Annotated in this window: 15 protein-coding genes; 8 read left to right on the forward strand and 7 right to left on the reverse strand. The window is 70.9% G+C overall.

The window, feature by feature from the left end:
- Positions 1-20: 20 nt before the first annotated feature.
- The 5 genes from AB0G10_RS01180 (at position 21) to AB0G10_RS01200 (ending at position 6,631) form a co-directional block, all read left to right on the forward strand.
- Complete coding sequence (locus AB0G10_RS01180; RefSeq protein WP_360914634.1) at positions 21-1,115, forward strand: adenosine deaminase; 1,095 nt, start codon at positions 21-23, stop codon at positions 1,113-1,115.
- Positions 1,116-1,585: 470 nt separating this feature from the next.
- On the forward strand, positions 1,586-5,176 hold the full coding sequence (locus AB0G10_RS01185) for a nitrate- and nitrite sensing domain-containing protein (protein ID WP_360914637.1): 3,591 nt from the start codon (positions 1,586-1,588) through the stop codon (positions 5,174-5,176).
- Complete coding sequence (locus AB0G10_RS01190; protein ID WP_014447580.1) at positions 5,173-5,577, forward strand: roadblock/LC7 domain-containing protein; 405 nt, start codon at positions 5,173-5,175, stop codon at positions 5,575-5,577. Before AB0G10_RS01185 ends, AB0G10_RS01190 begins: the two co-directional genes overlap by 4 nt.
- Positions 5,578-5,667: 90 nt before the next feature.
- Positions 5,668-6,045, forward strand: a complete 378-nt coding sequence (locus tag AB0G10_RS01195) for a DUF742 domain-containing protein (RefSeq protein ID WP_360917915.1) — start codon at positions 5,668-5,670, stop codon at positions 6,043-6,045.
- Between the two features lies 1 nt (position 6,046).
- Positions 6,047-6,631 carry an ATP/GTP-binding protein gene (locus AB0G10_RS01200; RefSeq protein ID WP_229068131.1) on the forward strand — a complete coding sequence of 195 codons (585 nt, stop codon included), beginning with the start codon at positions 6,047-6,049 and terminating at the stop codon, positions 6,629-6,631.
- 254 nt (positions 6,632-6,885) lie between these two features.
- Here the strand turns inward: AB0G10_RS01200 and AB0G10_RS01205 are convergent, their stop codons facing one another.
- From AB0G10_RS01205 to deoC, 6 genes are all read right to left on the reverse strand, one after another.
- Positions 6,886-7,599 carry an HAD family hydrolase gene (locus AB0G10_RS01205; protein ID WP_360914640.1) on the reverse strand — a complete coding sequence of 238 codons (714 nt, stop codon included), beginning with the start codon at positions 7,597-7,599 and terminating at the stop codon, positions 6,886-6,888.
- A 32-nt stretch (positions 7,600-7,631) separates the two neighbouring features.
- On the reverse strand, positions 7,632-10,418 hold the full coding sequence (locus tag AB0G10_RS01210) for a transposase (RefSeq protein WP_360914643.1): 2,787 nt from the start codon (positions 10,416-10,418) through the stop codon (positions 7,632-7,634).
- The gene (locus AB0G10_RS01215) at positions 10,411-11,313 is read right to left on the reverse strand and encodes a DNA primase (protein WP_360914646.1); all 903 of its coding nucleotides are present in this window, start codon (positions 11,311-11,313) and stop codon (positions 10,411-10,413) included. The genes AB0G10_RS01210 and AB0G10_RS01215 overlap by 8 nt, the downstream gene beginning before the upstream one ends.
- Positions 11,314-11,386: 73 nt before the next feature.
- Positions 11,387-12,202, reverse strand: a complete 816-nt coding sequence (locus AB0G10_RS01220) for an aldehyde dehydrogenase family protein (RefSeq protein ID WP_360914649.1) — start codon at positions 12,200-12,202, stop codon at positions 11,387-11,389.
- The gene (locus AB0G10_RS01225) at positions 12,195-13,619 is read right to left on the reverse strand and encodes an aldehyde dehydrogenase family protein (protein ID WP_360914652.1); all 1,425 of its coding nucleotides are present in this window, start codon (positions 13,617-13,619) and stop codon (positions 12,195-12,197) included. The genes AB0G10_RS01220 and AB0G10_RS01225 overlap by 8 nt, the downstream gene beginning before the upstream one ends.
- A 5-nt stretch (positions 13,620-13,624) precedes the next feature.
- Positions 13,625-14,554 carry a deoxyribose-phosphate aldolase gene (gene deoC, locus AB0G10_RS01230; protein ID WP_360914655.1) on the reverse strand — a complete coding sequence of 310 codons (930 nt, stop codon included), beginning with the start codon at positions 14,552-14,554 and terminating at the stop codon, positions 13,625-13,627.
- Between the two features lie 60 nt (positions 14,555-14,614).
- Here deoC and upp point away from each other — a divergent pair, with 60 nt between their 5' ends.
- Positions 14,615-15,247 carry a uracil phosphoribosyltransferase gene (upp, locus tag AB0G10_RS01235; RefSeq protein WP_360914658.1) on the forward strand — a complete coding sequence of 211 codons (633 nt, stop codon included), beginning with the start codon at positions 14,615-14,617 and terminating at the stop codon, positions 15,245-15,247.
- Positions 15,248-15,658: 411 nt separating this feature from the next.
- On the opposite strand, the gene AB0G10_RS01240 is transcribed toward upp, so the two are convergent.
- The gene (locus tag AB0G10_RS01240) at positions 15,659-16,144 is read right to left on the reverse strand and encodes an 8-oxo-dGTP diphosphatase (RefSeq protein ID WP_360914661.1); all 486 of its coding nucleotides are present in this window, start codon (positions 16,142-16,144) and stop codon (positions 15,659-15,661) included.
- A 153-nt stretch (positions 16,145-16,297) separates the two neighbouring features.
- Between AB0G10_RS01240 and AB0G10_RS01245 the strand changes: the two genes are divergently transcribed.
- Together AB0G10_RS01245 and AB0G10_RS01250 are read left to right on the forward strand one after the other, a co-directional pair.
- Positions 16,298-19,804 carry a bifunctional glycosyltransferase family 2 protein/CDP-glycerol:glycerophosphate glycerophosphotransferase gene (locus AB0G10_RS01245; RefSeq protein WP_360914664.1) on the forward strand — a complete coding sequence of 1,169 codons (3,507 nt, stop codon included), beginning with the start codon at positions 16,298-16,300 and terminating at the stop codon, positions 19,802-19,804.
- A 49-nt stretch (positions 19,805-19,853) separates the two neighbouring features.
- Complete coding sequence (locus AB0G10_RS01250) at positions 19,854-20,543, forward strand: GPP34 family phosphoprotein (protein WP_360914667.1); 690 nt, start codon at positions 19,854-19,856, stop codon at positions 20,541-20,543.
- Positions 20,544-20,588: the final 45 nt, after the last annotated feature.

The following is a 20,588-nucleotide window of genomic DNA, read 5'->3' on the forward strand; positions in this document are numbered from 1 at the left end:
CTTCCCTCTAGGCTCTTCTGATGGTTGGCATCGCACACTCGGACATCGTCAAGGCACCGAAGGTTCTGCTCCACGACCATCTCGACGGCGGGTTGCGGCCGGCCACGATCGTCGAGCTGGCCGCGGCCGTCGGACACGAGCTGCCCGCGCAGGACCCGGAGGAGCTCGGCGAGTGGTTCGTCGCGGCGGCCGACTCCGGCTCGCTGGAACGGTACCTGGAGACCTTCGCCCACACGGTCGCGGTCATGCAGACCGAGGAGGGCCTGCACCGGGTCGCCAAGGAGTGCGCGCTCGACCTGGCCGCCGACGGCGTCGTCTACGCCGAGGTCCGCTACGCGCCGGAGCAGCACCTGGAGTCCGGCCTCACCCTCGACCAGGTCGTCGACGCGGTGCACGCCGGGTTCCGCGACGGCAGCGCCGAGGCGGCCGCGGCCGGCCGGCCGATCCGGATCGGCACCCTGCTCACCGCGATGCGGCACGCCGCCCGCTCGCAGGAGATCGCCGAGCTGGCGGTCCGCTACCGGGACACCGGCGTGGTCGGCTTCGACATCGCCGGCGCGGAGGCGGGCTTCCCGCCCACCCGGCACCTCGACGCGTTCGAGTACCTCCAGCGGGAGAACTTCCACTTCACCATCCACGCGGGCGAGGCGTTCGGCCTGCCGTCGATCTGGGAGGCGATCCAGTGGTGCGGCGCCGACCGGCTGGGTCACGGCGTACGGATCGTGGACGACATCACGGTGCCGCCGCCCGGCACCCCGCTCGAGATCCCGGCCCTGGGCCGGCTCGCGGCGTACGTCCGGGACAAGCGGATCCCGCTGGAGCTCTGCCCGTCGTCGAACGTGCAGACCGGTGCGGCCGCCTCGATCGCCGGGCACCCGATCAAGCTGCTGCACGACCTCCGGTTCCGGGTGACCGTCAACACCGACAACCGGCTGATGAGCGGCACGTCGATGTCGCGCGAGATGGCGCTGCTGAGCGAGGCCTTCGGCTGGGGCTGGGCGGAGATGCAGTGGCTCACCATCAACGCGATGAAGTCGGCGTTCATCCCGTACGACGAGCGCCTCGTGCTGATCAATGAGGTGATCAAGCCGGCGTACGCGAAGCTGCTCGGCTGACCGGGGACCGGCGGCGTCCGCCGCCGGTTTTCGCCCTTTTCTCTGATACGGACGAACGTACGTCAAAAGAAATCGACGGCCAGGTACAAGCCGTCCTCCGTTCGGCTAGACTGCCGCCTGCAAACTCGGCAGAAACCGGCATCTCGCCTTGCCGATCGCGGTGAAGCGAGCCATCGTCACTTCTATCGCGATCGACTACGATCGGGACCCGGTCGCGCTGCGCCCCACCCCCCAAGGCAGCCCGGCCGAGTGAGTGACCTTGAGAGATGTGCAGATTTACACGCAGTGATATTGGACCGGCGATGTCCAACTCCGATGTTGCAACATCGCGTCACACAACCGGTCCGTGTCCGCCTGCCCTTTCTCTTTGACACTTGTCGTGATGGAATCTCGGGGGCCCGACCCGGCGAGTCGGTCGTGCGCGGTGCCGGCGAGCCGAATGCCGGGGCCCGAATCAGGAGGACGGTGACGTGAGCAAGCGCCCCAAGGCGGCGAACGGCGTCATGTCGCGTCTGCGTCGACCGGCTGGTCGACTGCGAGACCTACCGATCTGGTCGAAACTCGGCCTGATCATGCTGGTGCCCACGGTGGCGACGATCATCGTCGGCGTCCAGGGCCTCGTCGACCACATCGACGAGGCGAGCAACGCCGAGCGCGCCCGCACGCTCTCGGTGCTGTCCGAGGCGGCCGGTGGTCTGGTCGACCACCTCCAGGCCGAGCGGACCTACGGCATCATGGTGGCGCTCGCCAAGGACGCGAAGAACGACGACGCCGCGAAGGCGGCAGTCGAGCTCTACAACGGCGAGCACGAGGCGGTCGACTCCGCCAAGTCGCCGTACGTTCAGCAGAAGGGCGCGCTCGAGGACGTTCCGTTCAACGTCGGCTCGCTCCTGTCCCGCCTCGACAACAACCTCGAGGACCTCCCCGCCTTCCGCAGCAAGGTGGCGAACGGTCAGGTCGACGAGGAAGACGTGAAGATCAACTACAACACGTTGATCGACGACCTGCTCCAGGTCCGCGACTCCTCGGCGCAGCTCGCCACCGACCCGGCCCTGAGCGACCACCTGCGCGCGGTCTCCGCGATCGCCGAGGCGAAGGACTACATCGCCCAGCAGCGGTTCATCGGCCACGAGATCATCAACGCCGGCGAGCTGAACAACAACCTGCGCCAGAAGTTCCTGAGCACGCAGACCGGTTACGCGCTGGCCGTCGACACGCTCGACGCGGTCGGCAGCGACGCCGAGAAGCAGATGTTCGCCAACACGGTCACCGGCCTCAAGGCGCAGGCCGCGACGAACCTCACGACGCCGCTCATGGCGCTGCAGGGCAACAACATCCGAAACATCCCGTTCAACGCCGCTTCCTGGGAAGAGGCGATGAAGGGCTACAACGACCTCTTCCGCCAGGTCGAGGTGGAGTACGACAAGGACATCGTCGCCAACGCGACGACCCTGCGCGACGACACGAACCAGCGGGTCTTCCTGGAGACCAGCCTGCTGCTCGCCCTGCTCCTGCTCGGCATCCTGTTCGCCTGGCTGGTCGCCCGGTCGATGGCCCGCTCGCTGCGCGAGCTGCGCCAGGGCGCCCTCGCGGTGGCCCAGTTCGGCCTGCCGCACGCGGTGAGCCGGCTGCGTGACCCGGCGCTCTCCGCGTCGCTCACGCCGGCCCAGGTCGCCGACCAGATCGCCGAGCCGCTGCCGGTCCGCAGCCGGGACGAGTTCGGCCAGGTGACCGAGGCGTTCAACGCGGTTCACCTCGAGGCCGTGCGTACCGCCGCCGAGCAGGCCGCGCTCCGCGCCTCCGTCGCGACGATGTTCGTCAACCTCGCCCGCCGTTCGCAGATCCTGGTCGACCGGCTCATCGGTCACCTCGACCGGCTGGAGCGCGGCGAGGAGGACCCGGACCGTCTGGCCGAGCTCTTCCAGCTCGACCACCTCGCCACCCGGATGCGCCGCAACGACGAGAACCTCCTGGTCCTCGCGGGCGCCGACTCCACCCGTGTGCAGCGCGAGCCGGCCGCTCTGATCGACGTGCTGCGCGCCGCGCAGTCCGAGGTCGAGCACTACACCCGCATCGAGTTCGGCCAGATCGACCGGGAGATCGAGGTGGCGGCGCACGCCGTCAACGACATGGTCCACCTGGTCGCCGAGCTCTTCGACAACGCGACCGCCTTCTCCCCGCCGAACTCGAACGTGCTCGTCGAGGCGCGCCGGGTGGGCGACAACGCCGTGCTGACCGTCGAGGACCACGGCATCGGCATCAGCCGTGAGCAGCTGCGCGACCTCAACGAGCGGCTCGCCAACCCGCCCACGGTGGACGTCGCCGTCTCCCGCATGATGGGCCTCGTCGTGGTCGCCCGGCTGGCCAACCGCCACGCCGTCCGCGTCGAGCTCCGTCCCGCCGACCGCGAGCGCGGCACGGTGGCCGAGGTCGGCCTGCCCTCCTCGGTGCTGGCCGCGGCGGCCTCCGCCCGCGTCCAGTCGATGCAGTCCGCCGTCGGCGGGTTCGACTCCGGCCCGCAGCCGTCCGTCCCGTCCTTCGGCGAGCCACTCGCCCTGGAGAGCGGCCGCGGTGGCTTCGGCGGCAACGGTGGATTCAACGGCGGTGGCCGCCCGTTCGAGCCGGTCAACGGCTCCAACGGCTCGGTGCCGGCCTGGTCCGACCTGACCGGCGCCGCGCCCACCGGGTTCGGCGGCCTGAACGGCAACTCCGGTCCGGCCACCAACGGCAACGGCTTCGCCAACGGCTTCCACGGCCCGCGCAGCAACGAGGTCATCCCGCCGCTGCCGTCCGGCCCGCAGGGCTTCGCCGGTCTCGACGAGCTGGCGCAGCGCCGCAACGGCGACTTCCCGCGCCCCGAGGACACCAACGGCTTCGGCACGGCCATCCCGCGCCAGCTGCCGGCCAACCCGGAGAACCTCGGTCGCGGACCGGTCATGCCGCCGGTCTCCGCCCCGCCGGTGCCCCCGGTGTCGGCGCCTCCGGTGCCGTCGGCCCCGCCGTACTCGGAGCCGGTCTCGGCCGCTCCGGTGTCCGCGGCGCCGACCTCGGCCGCACCGATGCCGAACGCCATGCCGAACAGCCCGATGTCGGGCGCTCCGATGCCGAACGCTCCGGTCTCGGCCGAGCCGGCCGCCCCGTTCGCCGCAGCGCCGCCGGCCTGGCCGCCGGTCGCTGCCGACCGGGAGCAGTCCGCGACGCCGCACGTGCCGGAGAGCCTCGCCGCCGCGCTCGACATGACGGCCGAGATCCCGCGCTACCGCCCGGACAACTTCGAGCCGCAGCCGCAGGTGGCCCGGCCGACCAACCCGCAGACCGCTCCGATGCCCGCGTCGGCGCCCCCGGCCCCCACGGCCGAGGACGCCGCCCGCGCCGGGCAGGAGCAGTCCTCGGCGCAGGCCGCGGAGGCTCAGGCCACCGCCGCCGCGCAGATCGCCGCGGCGCAGGCCTCGGCACGCCAGCGCGAGGGATCCGTCCCGTTCGCTGACGAGACCATGGAGCTGCCGATCTTCCGGGAGCTCGAGTCGGCGTGGTTCACCACGACGCACCCGAGCGACACGTCCCGGCCCGAGACGGCGGCCGGTCCGGCCGACGAGTCGATCGTCTCCTCGCGCCGGATCCCCACCGGCGAACCGACCCGCACGGCCGGTGTGCCGCAGCAGGCCGGCTCGCCCGAGTCGCGTGACCTCGACACCGCGACGGTCGGCGCCTCCGCGGCGGCGGCCGGCGGCTCCTACAGCAACGGCGCGGCGGCCTCGAACCCGTGGCACACCGCGGCCGACGACGGCTGGCAGGCGGCCCGTGCCGCGTCCGAGGCACAGGTCGAGACCACAACCACGGCGGGCCTTCCGAAGCGCACGCCGATGGCGCAACTCGTCCCCGGCGGTGTCGACCGGGGCGGTAACTCCGTCCAGCGCCGTACGCCCGAGGGGGTCCGCGGTCTGCTGTCCGCGTACCACCGGGGTGTGCAGCGCGGTCGCACCAAGGAACAATCGACCAACCTGGAGGAGACTCCGGGAGGGCAGCAGCCCTCGCAGGCTGGCAAGGAGCATGAGGCATGACATCTACGCAGGATCTCGGTTGGCTCCTGGCCAACTTCGCCGACCGCGTTCCCGGGGTCGCGCACGCGATCGCGGTCTCCGCCGACGGCCTGCTCCTGGCGGCCTCACGGGACCTTCCGCGGGACCGTGCCGACCAGCTGGCGGCCATCGCGTCCGGCCTGGTATCCCTGACCCAGGGTGCCGCGCGTTGCTTCGAGGGTGGCGCCGTCCTCCAGACGGTGGTCGAGATGGACAATGGATTCCTGTTCCTGATGTCGATCTCCGACGGCTCCTCGTTCGCGGTTCTCGCGGCGCGCAGCTGTGACGTCGGGCAGGTGGGCTACGAGATGGCCCTCCTGGTCGACCGGGTCGGCGAGGCTCTGACCCCCGCGCCGCGTTCCGCGGCCGGGGTGCTGGGCTGAAGCGGGCAGTGAGCCGACCCGGTCGGCTACTGTCAGAAACCTTGACAACCAATACACTTCGAGGGGCCGAGGGAGGGGTTGACGGTGACTATGCCCGAACGCGATGAGCCGACCGGTGCGCTGGTCAGACCATATGCCGTGACCCGCGGTCGGACCCGTCCGAAGCTTGAGATAGCGCTGGAAGCGCTGGTCGAGACAACCGTGCGTGGCCGTTCAGGAATGAGCCGCGGACAGGGTGGAAGCGAGCATCAGTACATCGCGGCGATGTGCGACGGCGGGCGGGTCCAATCGCTCGCCGAGATCGCCGCACGCATGCAACTGCCGCTCGGTGTGGCTCGGGTGATCGTGGCAGACATGGCCTCGGACGGCCTGCTCGCGGTCTACGAGCCCACCTCGCTCGAGGACGAGACCGACGCGGTAGGCACGGAACTGCTGGAAAGGGTGCTGAGTGGACTTCGCAGGCTCTGACATGTCTCGTCCCGCTGCGGGACGCGTGACATCGGCGAAGATTGTCATCGCCGGTGGCTTCGGCGTCGGCAAAACGACGCTGGTGGGGTCGGTCTCGGAGATTACCCCGCTGACCACCGAGGCCATCATGACCTCGGCCGGCGTGGGTGTCGACGACAACCGGCAGGTGCCGGGCAAGATGACCACCACCGTGGCCATGGACTTCGGCCGGATCAGCATCGACCGCGACCTGATCCTCTACCTGTTCGGAACGCCGGGCCAGACGCGTTTCTGGTTCATGTGGGACGAGCTGGTCCGGGGCGCCATCGGTGCGGTGGTCATGGTGGACACGCGTCGGCTCGCCGACTGCTTCGCCGCCATCGACTTCTTCGAGCACCGGCGACTGCCCTACCTGATCGCCATCAACTGCTTCGACGGCATGCAGTACCACAACGCGCAGGACGTGCGGGACGCTCTGGCGATCTCGAGCGACGTGCCCGTCGTGAGCTGCGACGCCCGCAACCGCGAGTCGACGAAGAACGTGCTGATCTCCCTGGTGGAGTACGTTCTGACCATGCGTCGCTCGCGCGCGGTAGCGCCCGCCTGACAACTGGTTGAAGCCCCGCTCCGGTCGCCGGAGCGGGGCTTCGCCATGTCCGCCACCGCTCGTTCTCCGGAGTCACTCACTCACCCTAAGTGATTCGGTTGCGCTTTGAAAGATCAAAGTCGGGTCGCAGCGGGGAGGGTGATTCAGATCGCTGCTCCCGCCGAGGGCGCGGCGCCGGCTCGCTGGCCGCTGGCGCGTCCAGACCGCGAGCCTGCCGCCGCGCGGCCTGCGTGAGTGGTTGCGCCCCTTCGCTGTCAGTCCCCGGAGTAGCTGAGCAGGGCAGGCAGCTCGGACAGCTCGTCCACCTTGTGCGGCGGGATGAACCCGTCGGGGTCGGTGCGGAAGGCTGCCACCCCTGGATAGGCCACGTTCGTGACGAGGACGGGGCGCATGCCGGCCCGGCGGGCGCCGTCGTGTTCGCGGCTGCCGCCGTCACCGACATACCAGCATTCGTTCGCCGGAACGCCTAGCCGGGCGGCCACCGTGGCATAGAGGGCCGGATCCGGTTTGCGGCGCCGCTCCCGCCAGGAGAAGACCGGGACGTCGATGAGCGGCGCGTACGGGGTGGTCGCCCACGCCTCGCACAGTTCGCTGGAGCAGTCGCTGAGAAGCCCGGTGCGGTATCCGAGCCGCCGCAGAGTGCCCACGGTGTCCAGAGCGCCCTCCCGGGGCCTGCGGACGCGTTCAGCACCGGCGTGGTGGGTGCGTACCGCCGCCTCGAGTGTCGCCGGCGTGGGGGAGGCCCCGCACGCCTTCGCGACGGCGAGCAGGGTGGCGGCTGTATCGCCGTAGGCGCCGACGATCCGTTGCGGGAAACTGCCCGCCATCGCCGTGTAGAAGACGTCCGGGTCGATCCCTAGCACCCCGGCCGTCGCCGCGAAGGCGGGACGGCGTTCCTGCTCGGCGGCGGGGTCGGTCAGCGTACCGAAGAAATCGAAGACGACCGCGCGCGAAGGCAGAGGCCGCAACCCCGATCGGGGTTGCGGCCTCGAAGGTCGGATCAACGTCCGCCGAAACCGGCGTTGTTGTCGCGGTAGTCGTCGGCGGGCTGGCCGTCACGGGTGAAGTCCCAGCCCCCGGCGGCCTCGCGGCCCGGGCGCCCGCCCATGGCGAAACCGCCGATCTCCTGGCCGCGACGCCAGCCGCGGAAATAGCCCGTGGTGTGCGCGGCGATCGAGGCCGCGTCCCGGACGATCCGCAGCGGACGCTCCTCGCGCAGCGGCGAACCCGGCACCAGGTTGGCCTGCGGCACCCGCTTCGGCAGGCCGGCCGACGTCTCGGCGGCGACGGCCGGGGTGGCCGCCTTCTCCGCCGCGCGCCAGCCGCTGTCGTTCGGGTTGGTCCAGTCCGGTTTGTCCGAGTCGGACTTGCCGGTGAACCACGCCGAACGGGCCGCCGCGAAGATCAGCAGGTCGCCGTCGCTGCCGTCGGACGGAACCGGCGGCGTGCTGCTGCGGTCGAGGGCGGTCAGCTTCTTGCTCATGCCGGCGCCTTCGACCACCCGCAGCGGGGGCGGGCCGGCCGGGTCGACGCCGGGCCGCCCGTTCAACGCCTGGTCGACGAGGCGCAGCGACGGCGGCTCCTTCGGCATGTCCTGCCACGGCGGCTTCACCCGGCCACCGGCCGGCGCCGGGCTGACCGAGGCGGCCGCCGGCGGGGTGGCCGCCGCGTCGTCCTTGCCGGCGTTGAGCAGCGGCCAGTTGGCCCGCGAACCCGGGTCGGCGATCTCCTGGCCGGGACGCTGCGCCGGGGCGGACGGAGCGGCCGGCGACTGCGGAGGCAGCGGCAGGCTGAAGTCGGTCGGCCCGCCGGGCACGCCGTTGGCCGGCGTCGTCTTGGGCCGGGACGGGATGACAGTGCGCTGACGTTCGGCCCGGGCCCGGTTGAGCTCGGCGTTCGTCAGGGTCGGGCGGAACGGCTCGCCGGCCTCGGCCGGAGTGGCACGACCACCGGGTGACGTCGGCGTCGCCGGAGGGCGGGACGACGGAACCGGGCGCGAACCCGGCGTGATCGGGGTCATGCCGGGCGGAGGCGGCGGCACCGAGACCGGCCGGTTGCCCGGCGTGGTCGCGCGGCCGGGAAGCCCGTTCGCCGCGGCCGGTGCGACCGGCGGCGGAGCGATCGGGTCGGGAGCGACCGGCGGAGCGGTCATCGGCTGCGGCGTGGCCGGCCCGTTCCCGGCCACCGACGGCTCGGGACGGCTGCGGCGGCCGAAGCGCGAGGTGTCCCCACCCCGGGCGTCGTCCCGGCCCGCAAGCACATCGCCCCGTGCCTCGTCGCGGCCCGCGAGAGCGGCGGCGCGGGACGGCAGCGCGTCACCCCGGGCGTTGTCACGGCCGCCGAGCGCGTCGTCACGGCCGGCGCCGCGGCCCGCCAGAGCGTCATCGCGGGAGGCGCCGCGGCCTGCCAGTCCATCGTCACGCCCGGAGCCTCGGCCCGCGAGTGCGTCGTCACGCCCGGAGCCTCGGCCCGTGAGTGCGTCGTCACGAGCGGAGCCGCGGGCGGCCGGCGCGTCGTCGCGAGACGAGTCGCGGCCGGCGAGGGCGTCGTCGCGGCCCGCGAGACCGGACAGGCGGCCACCGTCGCGGCCTCCGAGCGCGGCGGCGCGGCCACCGAGCGCGGAGGTGCGGCCACCGAGTGCGGCGGCCCGGCTGTCGTCGCGGGTGAGGCCTGCCGCGCGGCCGTCGTCGCGGGCGGTGAGGCCCGCCGCGCGGCTGTCGTCGCGGGCGGTGAGGCCGGAAGTGCGGGACGGCAGGGCGTCGGGCACCGGCTGCAGCGACGCGGGCTCGGTGGAGCGCCGGGACGAGCGCCGGCCCATGCTGCCGGCGACCGTGGGCATGGTGCCCCGGGCGCTCAGCGTGCCGACCAGGGCGGCACACGCGGCGTCGCAGGAGCGGACCGCGCCGATCGCCTGCCGGACCGCGTCGGCGGCGGCCGGGGCCAGAGACTTGTTGACCCCGCCCCGGCGCGGCGACTCGCTGATCGCCACCTGCAGGGCGGTGACCGCGGCGATCAGCTGATCGTCGCTGCCGGCGCCGTTGCGGGCCAGCTCACCGGCGATCTCGCGGGTGACGTGGCCGGTGTCGCCGGGGCGGCCGGTGATCCGGCCGGGCTCGGGCACCGCCTCGAGCACGGCCAGGGCCAGCGGGTGGGCCGGGTCGGGGTAGGCCCGGAGAGCGGCCGGGTAGAGCTCGCGCAGCACCTCGCGCAGCGCCACGGCCGCCGCGTGGCGGCCGATCAGCATGGCGACGTGTGCGGCCAGGACGGGCTTGTAGCTGACCAGCTCGCGCGGCGTCGGCAGGTTGACCGCCGCGATGGCGCCGGCCTGCAGCGCCCGGGCCAGGCCGACGGCCCGCCGGGCGGCGACCGGCGCCGCGATCTCTTCGGGGGAGTCGTCGTCGGAGAAACGCTCGGCGAAGTCGTCCGCGTCGTCGTCGTCGACCACGACCAATGGCCGACCGGCGGCGGTGAGCAGCGAGGTGACGACGTGGTCGTCACTGTCGGCGGCGACCGCCGCGTCGCTGAACCCCGTCGTCCGTTCCACGAGCAGCGTGCCCAGCTGGGCGTAGCCCGCCGGGTCGTCGCTGATCTCATGGACGCCGAGCAGCCGGCCTGCGTCGTCCACCACGGCGATGGTCAGTGGCGCGGCCGAAGCCGAACGCACCGATTCATCAGCCGACGCCAGACCGCAGTACACGCGCACGAGCGCCACGGCGTCGTCCTCCTCCCCGGGAGTGCTGCTTCTCTCTGCCCAACGTTTGATGTTCCCTGGTAATCGGTCAGTCACGCCAGTCCACAGCGGCAGAGATCTTGCCGATGACCGAACGCCAGCCGAGGCTCGCCTGTTGTGCCCCGATTTTCTTCAACCGGCGGCGCCCGAAGAATCCGCTCACTCCACCGTTCTCCGCAGAACGCAGGGACTCGTCCAGGTCGTCGAGCGGAGAACCGGGCGACAGTGCCAGGATCACCGGCTTGATGCGGAGAGCGTGCCCCAGGTCACGGGCAATCTCGCCGGCGGCGATGAGGAGTGGAAGGTCCCAACTGTCGTGCCCGCCGCGCAGGTTCTCCACCACGAGATCGAGCTCGTAACGGTCTTCCGGCTGCGGGTCGATGTCGCTCGACTGTACCCGCTCGGCGAGGGCCTCCCAGGTGTCCAATTGTGCGAGATCGTGCGGAGCACCCGAACGAAGGAAGGAGACGAGCGATTCGGCGCTCTTGAACGCGAGCAGCCGGCCCTTGTGGCTGAGGAACAGGGGGACTTCCTCGTCGTCCGCCTGGCTGGAGGTCTCCTCCGGTTCGGTCTTGACCTCCTCCTTCTCCTCGGCGTCGTCCGAGGCGTCCGCCGGGGAGGTCTCGCCGCCGGCGTCGAGCGCCTGGCGCTCCAGCTCCTCGTCGCTGACCTCGACGAACTCCTCGCCGTCCTCCTCGCGCACCCGCTTGTGGGCGTCGAAGATGTCCTCTTCCTCGGCCTCGAGCTCGGTCGGCGTCACCTCGCCGGCCTTCCGGTAGGCACGGAGGGTCAGACCGACGCCGCCCGGCAGCGCGATCTCGACCGGCTCGATGCGGACGGAATCCCAAAGCTCCCGCCCGGTCAGCCCCTCGGACGAGGACTTCTCGGCCACCGGCGCGGACGCCTCGGGCTCGTCGGACTGGCTGGTCACGGTTGACCTCCGGATGCTCATTGGGGTGGCGGGACGGGTGACTCTGGGCACACACCCTAGTCCGCAACGCTGTGTGACAAAGGCCCCGGTGGTCTCACTCGCCCTTCGGGTGCCACACGGTCTTGGTTTCCAGCAGTGCGGTCATCGGGCGCAGGCCGGGATCGGCGGTGAAGTCGGCGTCCGGCCGGGGGCGGATCACCCGCTTCAAGGTCCCGGCCGCGGCGCGTTCCAGCTCGGCCGCGAGCTCGCCCGAGGTGACGCCGGTGAGGTCGAGCGCGTTGACGTCGGCGTGCGCGGCCAGCCAGGGCGCGGTCTCGGCGTACTGCCCGGTGAGAATGTTCACGACTCCGCCGGGCACGTCCGAGGTGGCGAGCGCCTCGGCCAGCGTGATCGCGACCTGCGGTTCCGGCGCGAGCACGACCACGGTGTTGCCGGTGACCACGGCCGGGGCGATCACGCTGACCAGCCCGAGCAGCGTGCCGGGCGCGACCACGGCGACCACGCCGGTCGGCTCCGGCGAGGAGATGTTGAAGAACGGCCCGGCCACCGGGTTCGCCCCGCCGGTCACCTGGGCGATCTTGTCGGACCAGCCCGCGTACCAGACCCAGCGGTCGATCGCGGCGTCCACCTCGTCGGCCTTGACCCCGAGCGATGTGAACTCGCGGCGGCGCGCCTCCAGCATCTCGGCGACCCGGTAGAGCACCTGGCCGCGGTTGTACGCCGTGGCGCCGGCCCACTTGGGCTGGGCGGCCCGGGCCGCGACCACCGCGTCCCGGGCGTCCTTGCGGGAGGCGAGAGCAACGTTGTCGCCGTTCACCACGAAGGTCCGTCCTGATTCGCTGCGGGGGAAGGCGCCGCCGATGAAGAGCTTGTAGGTCTTGCGCACGGCAAGACGAGCGGACTTAGGCAAGGTACGCCTCCAACCCGTGGCGGCCACCCTCGCGGCCGTAACCGGACTCCTTGTAACCGCCGAACGGCGACGCCGGGTCGAACTTGTTGAACGTGTTGGCCCAGACCACGCCGGCCCGGAGCTTCGACGAGATCGCCAGGATCCGCGACCCCTTCTCGGTCCAGACGCCGGCCGACAGCCCGTACGGGGTGTTGTTGGCCTTCTCGACGGCCTCGGCCGGGGTGCGGAACGTCAGCACCGAGAGCACCGGCCCGAAGATCTCCTCCCGGGCGATCCGGTGGGCCTGGGTCACGCCCGTGAAGATCGTCGGAGCGAACCAGAATCCGCGGTCGGGCAGCTCGCAGGCCGGCGACCAGCGCTCGGCGCCCTCCGCGGCCCCGATTTCCGACAATTCGGTAATGCGCGCCAACTGTGCGGCCGAGTTGATCGCGCCGATGTCGGTGTTCTTGTCGAGCGGATCGCCGACCCGCAGCGTGGACATCCGCCGCTTCAGCGAGAAGAGCAGCTCCTCGGCGATCGACTCCTGGACCAGCAGGCGGGATCCGGCGCAGCAGACGTGCCCCTGGTTGAAGAAGATGCCGTTCACGATCCCGTCGACGGCCTGGTCGATCGGGGCGTCGTCGAAGACGATGTTCGCGGCCTTGCCGCCGAGTTCCAGGGTGAGCCGCTTGCCGGTGCCGGCCACCGAGCGGGCGATCTCCCGGCCCACCTCGGTCGAGCCGGTGAACGCCACCTTGTCCACGTCCGGGTGCTGCACGAGGTAGGCCCCGGTGTCGCCGGCGCCGGTCACGATGTTGACGACGCCCGGCGGCAGCTCGGCCTGGCGGCACACGTCGGCGAAGAAGAGCGCCGACAGCGGTGTGGTCTCGGCCGGTTTGAGCACCACGGTGTTGCCGGTCGCGAGGGCCGGCGCGATCTTCCAGGCGAGCATCAGCAGCGGGAAGTTCCACGGGATGACCTGACCGGCCACGCCGAGCGGCCGCGGGTCGGGGCCGAACCCGGCGTAGGCCAGCTTGTCGGCCCAGCCCGCGTAGTAGAAGAAGTGTGCCGCGACGAGAGGCAGATCGACGTCGCGCGACTCCTTGATCGGCTTCCCGTTGTCGAGGGACTCCAGCACCGCGAGTTCCCGGGATCTCTCCTGGATGATCCGAGCGATCCGGAACAGATACTTCGCCCGCTCCGAGCCGGGCAGAGCGGACCAGGATTCGAAAGCGCGACGAGCCGCCGCCACGGCGCGATCGACATCCTCGGAGCCGGCCGACGCGACCTCGGCGAGGACCTCCTCGGAAGCCGGATTGACCGTCTTGAAGACATTGCCGTCTTTGCCGGGAACGAACGCGCCGTCGATGAACAGGCCGTAGGAGGACGCGATGTCGACGACGGAACGGGACTCGGGAGCGGGATCGTAAGAGAACATCGGCCTCAGTCCAGGGTGAAGTAGTCCGGACCGGCGTAGTGACCGGTGGTGAGCTTGGTGCGCTGCATGAGCAGATCGTTGAGCAGCGAGGACGCGCCGAACCGGAACCAGTCCGGGCTGAGCCAGTCGTCGCCGACCGTCTCGTTGATGAGCACCAGGTATTTGATGGCGTCCTTGGTGTTCTTGATGCCGCCGGCCGGTTTCACGCCGACCTGGCGCCCGTGCCGGTCCCGGAAGTCGCGCACCGCCTCCAGCATCACCAGGGTGATCGGCAACGTCGCGTTCACCGCCACCTTGCCGGTCGAGGTCTTGATGAAGTCGGCTCCGGCCAGCATGGCGAGCCAGGACGCCCGGCGCACGTTGTCGTACGTCGCCAGTTCCCCGGTCTCCAGGATGACCTTGAGGTGGGCGCTCCCGCACGCCTCCTTCACGGCGACGATCTCCTCGAAGACCCGGGCGTAGTCGCCGGCCAGGAACGCGCCCCGGCTGATCACCATGTCGATCTCGTCGGCGCCGGCCGCCACGGCGGCCCGGGTGTCGGCGAGCTTCACCTCCAGCGGCGCCTGGCCGGACGGGAACGCGGTGGCCACGCTGGCGAGGTGGACCCCGGAGCCGGCCAGCGCCTCGGCGGCGACCGGGACCATGGCCGGGTAGACGCAGATCGCGGCGACCGGCGGGCACCCCGGGTCGGCCGGGTCGGGCCGCCTGCCTTTCGCGCAGAGCGCCCGGACCTTGCCCGGCGTGTCCGCGCCCTCGAGGGTGGTCAGGTCGACCATCCGGATGGCCAGGTCGATCGCTTTCGCCTTGGAGCTCTTCTTCACCGATCGGGTGCCGAGCGCCGCCGCCCTCGACTCGACCCCGACCTTGTCGACCCCGGGGAGGCCGTGCAGGAAGGAGCGGAGATCGGACAGCCCGATGGACGCTGTCGCAGTCATGAAACCGATTCTAAGCAACCCTGTGACAATTGATCTTGGTTGAACGGTAGGTTGGGCCGGGTGGACGTCCTTGTCGTAGATCATCCGTTGGCACAGACCCGGCTCACCGCGATGCGCCGCACCGAGACCGAGTCCGGTGTCTTCCGTGCCTCGCTGCACGAGCTGACCACGATGGTGGTCTACGAGGCGGCCCGCCTCTTCGCCGTGGAGAAGTACCCGATCGAGACGCCGGTCGCCGCCACCGAGGGCACCCGCCTCGCGAACCCGCCGCTGATCGTCCCGGTGCTCCGGGCCGGCCTCGGCATGGCCGACGCGGCGCTGGGCCTGCTCCCCGAGTCGTCGATGGGGTTCGTCGGCCTGGCCCGGGACGAGAAGACCTACGAGCCGCGCGCCTACATGGAGTCGCTGCCGGCCGACCTCTCCGGCCAGCCGGTCCTCGTCCTCGACCCGATGCTGGCCACCGGCGGCTCGCTGGTGCACTGCTGCAAGCTGCTGGCCGAGCGCGGCTGCACCGACATCATCATCTGCTGTGTGCTGGCCGCCCCGGAGGGCATCGAGCGCCTCGCCGAATCGGGCCTCCCGCTGCGCCTGGTCACCGCGTCGATCGACGAGGGGCTGAACGAGAAGGCCTACATCGTGCCCGGCCTCGGTGACGCCGGCGACCGGCAGTTCGGCGGCATGCGCCGCTTCTGATCCTGCTTCACCGAAGGCCGCGTCCACCGAGGGCGCGGCCTTCGCCGTCCGGTCACCCTCCTCACACGTACGGGCAACCGCCCCGCCCCCGCCCGAACCCGCATTCCCCACGCGGCGCAGGTCCCGAGGCTGTATGGGGAGTTGTGGCGCGGATGGGACCCGAACTCAACACGCAGAGGGCGTCCCGAAGCTGTGTGGGGAGTTGTGGCGCGGATCGGACCCGAACTCGACACGCGGAGGGTGTCCCGAAGGTGTGTGGGGAGTTGTGGCGCGGATGGGACCCGAACTCGACACGCGGAGGGCGTCCCGAAGGTGTGTGGGGAGTTGTGGCGCGGATGGGACCCGAACTCCACACAACGGGCGCGGTCGGCGGCGTCGGTGCCGGCGGAGGGACGTACGCGTGAATGGTCTTTAAATGGTGTAACTCCACGACGTGGCGCGGCCCGCGCTGAACGGCATGACGCCGTGGAAGACCGCCGGCTCGTCGGCGAAGACGAGCGGCAGGAAGTGCCTGTCGGACTCCCACATCGGGACCTTCCCGGCCAGGACGTCGGCGATGTCGACCCAGTGCAGCGAGCCCTCGGGGTTCGCGGTGGCGGGGACGCCGGTCCACTCCGTCACCCGGAAGAGGAAGCCCAGCCAGTTCTCCCCGTTGCGGCCGAAGCCGGGCCAGGAGATCGTGCCGGCCAGCTCGACGCCGGTGCAGTCGAGGCCGGCCTCCTCGTGGATCTCGCGGCGGATGCCGGCGACGACGTCCTCGCCGGGCTCCAGCTTGCCGCCGAGGCCGTTGTAGTAACCGAAATGGATGTCATCGGGGCGGGCGTCCCGGCGGATCATCAAGATCTGACGCCGATCGGATGAGAAGACGTAGCCCAGCGTGGCGACGATGGCCTGCACCCGGCCAACCCTAGAGCATGCCGATGGGTGACAAATAGGCCCATTGGGTAATGAAACGGCCTCACGTCGCTACTTGACGTTCTGCTAACGTTCGCCGAACAGCCGACGCATAGAGTGAAGAGTCGGGTTGCGGTCTCCAGGAGGTTTCACGGCATGGATTCCGTGCTGAGCGTCGTCGTGCCGATCTACAACGTGGCACCCTACCTGGAGGAATGCCTTTCCTCGATCGCGGCTCAGTACTACCGCGACCTCGAGGTCGTGATGGTCGACGACGGGTCCACCGACGAGAGCGGTGAGATCGCCGCCGAGTTCGCCCGCCGTGACCCCCGGTTCAAGCTGGTCACCAAGGCGAACGCCGGCCTCGGCGCGGCCCGCAACACCGGCGTCGAGCACGCGACCGGCGAGTTCCTGATGTTCGTGGACAGCGACGACGTGCTGCCGCCGGCCGCCGCCGAGCTGCTCATCGCGTCGATCCGGGAGACCGGGTCGGACTTCGCCTCCGGCAACGTCTACCGGCTCACCAGCCGGGGCGTGCACCAGTCCGGCCTGCACCGCACGCCGTTCGCCACGACGAACCTGCGTACCCACGTCAGCAAGCAGATCTCGCTGATGGACGACCGCACCGCGTGGAACAAGATCTTCCGCCGCTCCTTCTGGGACCAGCACCGGCTGGCCTTCCCGGAGGGCGTGCTCTACGAGGACACCCCGGTCATGGTCCCGGCGCACGTGCTGGCGAAGAGCGTCGACGCGCTCGACGTGCCGGTCTACTACTGGCGCGAGCGCGAGGGCGCCGACAAGTCGATCACTCAGCGTCGCGACGAGATCAAGGGCTTCATCGACCGGCTGGCCGGTGTCGAGCAGGTGAGCCGCTTCCTCGCCCAGCACAAGCAGAACAAGCTGAAGCGCCTCTACGACGCGTCCGCGCTCAAGGGCGACCTGATGCTCTTCATGCGGGTGCTGCCGCAGGTCGACGACGACTACCACCAGCAGTTCCTGGACGGCTGCAACCGCTTCCTGGACACCGTCGACGCCCGGGTCTACGACGAGATCCCGGCCGCACAGCGGGTGCTCTGGCGCCTGGTCCGCAATCGGATGCTGCCCGAACTCCTGGAGATGATCCCGACCGTCCGCGCGCGGCACCGGATCGTCCGCAAGGGCCTGCGCCGCTACCACAAGCTGATGTTCCTCGAGGACCGCCTGCCGAACGTGCCGCGCACGCTCTTCCTGGCCGGCACCCCGCGCCCGCGCACCCGGGTGCACGACGCCCAGTGGCGCGGCGACAAGCTGCAGATCCGCGGGCACGCGTTCATCCCCGGCCAGGCCGCCGCGCACGCCTGGTCGACCACCCGGCTGGTCTGGCTGCGCGACGAGAACGGCCGCCGGACCAAGCGCCAGGCCCTGGTCAACCACAAGTGCCTGGACGCGACCGCGGTGCACGGCAGCCAGACCATGAACTACGACTGGTCCGGGTTCGAGTCGGAGATCGACGTCCAGTCGCTGCGCGGCGAGGACGGCAGGTGGCAGGACGGCATCTGGACCGTCGTGGTCGGCGTCCTCGGCCTCGGCCAGAAGAGCAAGGGCCCGCTCACCGTCGGCGAGCACGCCAACCCGATCCGGCTGACCAGCCTCTACGTCGATAAGGACGTGCGGGTCACGCCGGTCGTGACGAACGGCAAGTTCCAGCTGCACGTCGAGCACGTCGGCGCCCGGCTCACCGGCGGCCGGCTGGAGGGCGACCACGTCGAGATCCGCGGCGAGGTGACCGGCGCGAACCGGCGGCCGGCCACGGCCCGGCTGTCGCGCACGTCCGGGATCGCCTGGCGCAGCTACCCGGTCGACATCCAGAACGACGAGTTCGTCTTCCGGGTGCCGGTCACCGACCTCCAGGACGACCGCTTCGACTACCCCGAACTGCTGCCGGGCGAGCCCGGCGAGCGGTGGGACGTCGAGCTGTCGGCCGGTGACGAGCACGCCGCCCCGATCCGGCTCGCCATGCACGACTACTTCAGCTTCCCGCCGCTCTACCTCTCCGGCCGCACCATCAACCTGCTGCCGGACCGCAAGGGCCACCCGGTGCTGACCGCCCAGCCGCTCACCCCGGTGATCGCCGGCGTGACGTCGCTGAGCACCGGCTTCCGGCTCACCGGCACGCTGCCGCCGGCCGGCGACTGGAGCGACCTGCGGGTCGCCGTCCGGCTCTCCAACGGCCGGGAGACCAAGCACTTCCCGGTGACCGTCGACGGCGAGACCTGGAGCCTCGACCTCGACCCGCTGCGGGTGCCGAACTTCGGCTGGGACATCCGGCTCAAGGCCGGCACCTGGAACCTCTACTACCGGCTCGGCGACGGCCCGATCCGCCCGCTGCCGCTGGCCGCCGGGACGATGGAGAGCCTGCCGCTCGGCCACCCGGCCGACCCGAAGCGGGTCACCCTGGAGTGGCTCGTCGACCAGCGCAGCGTGATCCGGGTCCGGACCGCCCTCACCGACTCCGAGCGCGGCAAGGCCAACGGCTTCCGCAGCCGGACCGAGCTCTACCCGAAGATGCGCAAGACGCCGCTGCGCGACGTCGTGCTCTACAACAGCTTCACCGGCCGGCAATACTCGGACAGCCCCCGCGCCGTGCACGAGGAGCTGGTCGCCCGCGGTCTGCCGCTCGGCCACCTCTGGGTGGTCACCGACGGCCAGGCCGCCGTGCCGGACTCGGCCCGGGCCGTCGCCCTCTGGCGCCACGAGTGGTACGAGGCCCTCGCCACGAGCCGCTACATCGTCACCAACCAGCACCTGCCCGGCTGGTTCGAGCGCCGCCCCGACCAGGTCGTCATCCAGACCTGGCACGGCACCCCGCTCAAGCGGATCGGCTTCGACATCGAGGACCTGCACTTCGCCGACAAGCAGTACTTCGAGAAGCTGGAGACCGAGGCGAAGAACTGGAGTCACCTGGTCTCGCCGAACACCTTCAGCACGCCGATCCTGAAGCGGGCGTTCCGCTTCCCCGGCGAGATCCTGGAGATCGGCTACCCGCGCAACGACGTGCTCTTCCTGGAGGGCGAGAAGCGCGACGCGCTGGTCGCCGACGTGCGGCGCCGGATCGGCCTGCCGGACGGCAAGAAGGTGGTGCTCTACGCGCCGACCTGGCGCGACGACGAGTATTACCGCGGCGGCGCGTACAAGATGACCATGATGCTCGACCTGGAGGCGGCCCGGGAGCGTCTCGGCGACGACCACGTGCTGCTGATCCGGCGGCACCCCAACGTGGTCGACGAGATCCGCGGCGCCGGCAACGGGTTCGTCTACGACGTCTCCACCTACCCGGACATGGCCGACCTGCTGGCGATCACCGACGTACTGATCACCGACTACTCCTCGGTCATGTTCGACTTCGCGAGCACCGGCCGGCCCATCCTGTTCTTCACGTACGACCTGGAGAACTACCGGGACAACCTGCGCGGCTTCTACTTCGACTTCGAGGCCGAGGCGCCGGGACCGCTGCTCTCCACGTCCGACGAGGTGATCGACGCGATCGGCGCCTCGGACCGGGTGGTGGAGAAGTACGCGGCCCAGTACCAGGCGTTCAAGCAGCGTGCGAGCGACCTCGACGACGGACACGCGGCGGCCCGTTTGGTCGACGCGATGCTGGCGGCCGGGCGCAAGAGCAAGTGACCGACCTGGGGATCGGATCTCGTGACGAGGCGCACTATCGTTGTCAGATATGACCCCCATCCCGCTCGCCGAGGAACTCCTCCTCCTCGCGTACGACGACCAGACCGGTAAGGCGACCGGCTCGCGCATCGGGCTCGACCTGGGCATGGCCGCGGCCGTCCTGATCGACCTCGCACTGGCGAACCGGGTCGCCTACGCCGCCGACGGCTACCTCAAGGTCGTCGACGCCACTCCGCTCGGCGACCCGGTCGCCGACGCGGTCCTGCAGAAGGTGGCGGCGGACGAGCCGCACACCCCGGCGCAGTGGCTGCAGCGTCTGCGTCACCGCCTGCGCACCCGGGTCCTGGAGGACCTGTGCGACCGGGGTGTCGTCCGCGACGTCGACGAGACCCAGCTCGGCGTGATCCACGTGCACCGCTACCCGACGACCGACCCGGCCTACGAGGCCGAGATCCGGCAGCGGCTCGCGGCCGCGCTCGTCGGGAACACGCTTCCCGACGAGCGCACGGCCGCGCTCGCCACGCTGCTCGTCGCGGCGCGGATGGAGCCGGCCCTGAAGCTGCCGGCCGACGAGGCCGAGCGGGCGCACGAGCGGCTCGAGGAGATCGCCAGCAACGCCGGGTTCGTCGGCGACGTGTCGCTGGAGGACTCGATCGTCCGGCCGAGCGTGGCCCTCGTGGTGGCCACCCTGGGCCGGGCCATCCAGGCGGCGCTGGGCACCCCCAAGCCGTCGCTCTGAAACGTTCCGGCCCGGCCGGCTGCCTTTGGGAAGCCGGCCGGACCG

Source organism: Actinoplanes sp. NPDC023714 (genome assembly GCF_040639855.1).
GTDB lineage: Bacteria > Actinomycetota > Actinomycetes > Mycobacteriales > Micromonosporaceae > Actinoplanes.